The sequence below is a fragment of the uncultured Thermosynechococcus sp. genome (assembly GCF_938074695.1).
In the GTDB taxonomy this organism is placed as follows: Bacteria; Cyanobacteriota; Cyanobacteriia; order Thermosynechococcales; family Thermosynechococcaceae; genus Thermosynechococcus.
The window spans coordinates 1-4,017 of sequence record NZ_CALJEM010000053.1; the positions used below are offsets into that span (position 1 = coordinate 1).

Annotated in this window: 2 protein-coding genes; both read right to left on the minus strand. The window is 54.5% G+C overall.

Annotation, left to right across the window (positions count from 1 at the left end; all coding sequences use genetic code 11):
* A partial coding sequence (gene carB / locus Q0683_RS07910) for a carbamoyl-phosphate synthase large subunit (RefSeq protein ID WP_298977166.1) occupies positions 1–3,298 on the minus strand: 3,298 nt, incomplete at its 3' end.
* Positions 3,299–3,827: 529 nt separating this feature from the next.
* Positions 3,828–4,017 (minus strand): hypothetical protein (locus Q0683_RS07915; RefSeq protein WP_298977167.1); only part of this gene is annotated, 190 nt, incomplete at its 5' end.

Sequence of the window (4,017 nt, forward strand, 5' to 3'; positions counted from 1 at the left end):
ATTCTGCCCGATGGTAGTCCTGAAGTGCCCGTACTTCTAGGGTTGAGGTTTGCAGAGTTTTAATGGCGGCAGCCGTTGCCTTCGCCCCTGCGATCGTGGTCACCAGGGGAATTTTGTAGGCAAGGGCGGTGCGACGGATCAATTGGGCATCGGTACGCGCCTCTTGACCGGAGGGAGTATTGAGAATAAGGTGAATTTGCTCATTTTTAATGGCATCGAGCACATGGGGGCGGCCTTCGTGGAGCTTGAGGATGAGTTCAATATTGCTCAGACCCGCTTCGAGCAAGGCATTGCGGGTACCTGCGGTGGCGATAATCCGAAAGCCGAGGGACTGCAACTCCTGCACCACGGGCACAATTGCTCTCTTGTCGCGATCGCTCATTGACACAAAGACGGTGCCTTTCAGAGGCAACCTTTGATTGGCGGCCAGTTGGGACTTGGCGTAGGCAGCACCAAAGGTCATATCAATCCCCATCACCTCACCGGTGGAGCGCATCTCGGGTCCTAGCACCGTATCGGTACCGGCAAATTTTTCAAAGGGCAGGACAGCTTCCTTGACGGCGACATGGTTAGGAATTTTCTCATCAAGGAAATTGAGTTCCGCGAGGGTTTTTCCTGACATTAGGCGGGCGGCCATTTTCGCAAGGGGAACGCCAATTGCCTTCGAGACAAAGGGCACAGTGCGCGAGGCCCGCGGGTTGGCCTCCAAAATATAGACCTGCTCCCCTTGGACTGCCAGTTGTAGATTGATTAGCCCGACTACGCGAAGTGCTTTGGCAAGGGCAATACTCCAGGTGCGGATGGTCTGCAACACAGTGGGAGAAAGGGATTGAGTGGGCAGGCTACAGGCGGAGTCCCCAGAGTGAATCCCCGCTTGTTCAATGTGTTCCATAATTCCGCCAATGACCACGGTACCCGTCGCATCGGCAATGGCATCCACGTCCACTTCAATGGCATTTTCCAGATACTTATCAATGAGAATCGGTCGCTCTGGCTCCACCTGAACTGCTTCGTTCATATAGCGTTCCAGTTCAGCATCGGAATAGACAATTTCCATCGCCCGGCCGCCGAGGACATAACTGGGGCGCACCACCACCGGGTAGTTAATACGCTGGGCAATACGCAGGGCTTCGGCATAGCTGCGAGCCGTACCATTGGGGGGCTGGGGGATATTCAGCTCCCGCAAAATTTTCTCGAAGCGTTCGCGATCTTCGGCAATATCAATGGCCTCAGGGGACGTACCCCAGATTTGTGTTCCTAGGCGATCGCCATGGGTGGCAAGGTACTCTTGGAGGGGCAGGGCCAACTTTAGGGGCGTTTGACCGCCAAATTGAATAATGATGCCCACCGGGCGCTCCACCTCGATGATGTTCAGGACATCCTCTTTGGTGAGGGGTTCAAAGTACAGGCGATCGCTGGTGTCGTAGTCGGTGGAAACCGTTTCGGGGTTGGAGTTGACCATGATGGTTTCATAGTCATCGGCCCGCAGGGCGTAGGAGGCATGGCAGCAGCAGTAATCAAATTCAATCCCTTGACCGATGCGGTTCGGCCCTGATCCCAGAATCATCACCCGCGGCTTGCGGGAGGGCAAGACCTCCGATTGGGGGGGAAGCACTTCGACCTCGCCGGTCTGGGGGTTAATTTGCTCCACCGGCCGCTCATAGGTGGAGTAGTAGTAGGGGGTGTAGGCCTCAAACTCGGCGGCACAGGTGTCCACCGTTTTATAGACGGGAACAACGCCAAGGGATTGGCGATAGGCTCGCACCTGATCCTCGGTGGTTTTGGTGGCATAGGCAATCTGGGCATCGCTAAAGCCCTGTTGCTTCACCCGCCACAGATCATCAGCCGTGAGTTGCTCTAGTTTGCTGCGTTTAAGGAATTTTTCTGTCTCTAGCAGCCCCTGCATCTGGCGCAAAAACCACGGATCAATGGCCGTCAGCTCGTAGATCTCCTCAACGGTCATTCCCAAAAGAAAAGCGTGGCGAATGGCAAAAATGCGCTCGGGATTGGGGGTGCGCAGTTTCCCCCGCAGTTGCTCTAGGCTCGGCAGTTTTTCGGGGCGATCGCACCCCCAGCCGGCGCGGCCGATTTCTAGCGATCGCAGAGCCTTTTGCAGGGACTCTTGGAAGGTGCGGCCAATGGCCATGGCTTCACCCACAGACTTCATTTGCGTGGTCAGCACTGGCGATGACCCTGGGAACTTCTCGAAGGCAAAGCGGGGGATTTTGGTGACCACATAATCAATTGCGGGTTCAAAGCTGGCGGGCGTTTTCTGGGTAATGTCATTGGGGATTTCCGGCAGGGTGTAGCCCACCGCCAACTTAGCCGCCATTTTGGCAATCGGAAAGCCCGTTGCCTTAGAAGCCAATGCCGAGGAGCGGGAGACGCGGGGATTCATTTCAATGACGATTACTTCCCCGGTTTCGGGATTGACGGCAAACTGAATGTTTGAGCCGCCGGTTTCTACGCCAATCTCGCGAATGATTTTAATGGCCGCATCCCGCAGTCGTTGATATTCTTTATCCGTCAGGGTTTGTGCGGGTGCAACCGTGATCGAGTCCCCCGTGTGAATGCCCATGGGGTCAAGGTTCTCAATGGAGCAGATGATGACCACGTTATCGGCTATATCCCGCATCACCTCCAGTTCGTATTCTTTCCAGCCAATGAGGGACTGCTCAATCAGGATTTGCGACACAGGACTGGCATCGAGACCCGCCGCAGCAATCTCTTCAAATTCCTCTTGGTTGTAGGCAATGCCGCCACCGCTGCCGCCTAAAGTAAAGGCGGGGCGAATAATCAGGGGATAAACCCCAATCTCCTGGGCGATCGCCCGTGCCTCTTCAAGAGTATTGGCCAAGCCGGAGGGACACACCGCCACGCCGATTCGCTGCATGGCTTCCTTAAAAAGCTTGCGATCCTCAGCCATTTCAATGGCCGGCAGTTTAGCGCCAATCAGTTCCACGCCATAGCGATCGAGGACACCGGATTTGGCCAGCGCCACCGTTAGGTTGAGTGCCGTTTGTCCCCCCATTGTCGGCAACAGGGCATCGGGGCGTTCCGCAGCAATCACCTTTTCCACCATGTCGGGGGTCAGCGGTTCAATGTAGGTGCGATTAGCGATCTGCGGATCCGTCATGATCGTGGCGGGGTTAGAGTTAATGAGGATCACCTCGTACCCTTCCTCGCGCAATGCCTTACAGGCTTGGGTTCCCGAATAGTCAAATTCACAGGCTTGGCCGATCACAATGGGACCCGAGCCAATGATGAGAATCTTGGAAATATCGGTACGACGAGGCATAGGGACAACGCAGCGAAATGACGTTTGGCGACACCGCAATGACACCTTCCCTATCCTACACTTCCCCTTGAGATTTCACCTGTCCTTAAGGATTTCAAAGCTAGGTCTCTGGAGCTAGAGGTGCGATTCGTTCAGTCGAAATCGAAGCAAGCAATTGCCGAGAGGGATGACTGGCAAGGTCTTTGAACCTTGACAACTGAGTAGTGATGACGGTGAGCCTGAATAAGGCAAGTCCATCCAGCGCAGCGCCCGCTTGAAAGCACTTCCCCTACGGTAGCGATTGGTCATCAATCCGTAAAGCGGGGATGAAAGGAGGCAATGCTGAAAGCCTAATTCGGCAACCTTCGAGCAAGGAAGCATGGGGACGCAAGGAAGGTACGCTTGAACCGTCGTAAATATGAAGCAGTCAAAAGGCTGATAGACTGCGGCCAAAAGGCCAAGGCAAAGGAAGATGGCTAGTTCATAGTAGACCATCGGCGCAAGTCCAAAACCCGGCGGATAGTACCCCCCTGAACTTCCAAACAAATCACTACTCAGAACGAAGTAACCCATCTGCAATCTCTTGTAGGCCGTTCAAGCCCACAAGTAGCCAACCAAGGCGCAAACTCTGAACACCAATCAGGAAGCAGATGGGAGGGATGTTATCAGAAGCCAACGCCCTTGGGAAAGCCAAGGGATATGCTGACAGATAACCGATCAACGGAACGATAAAGCTGTTA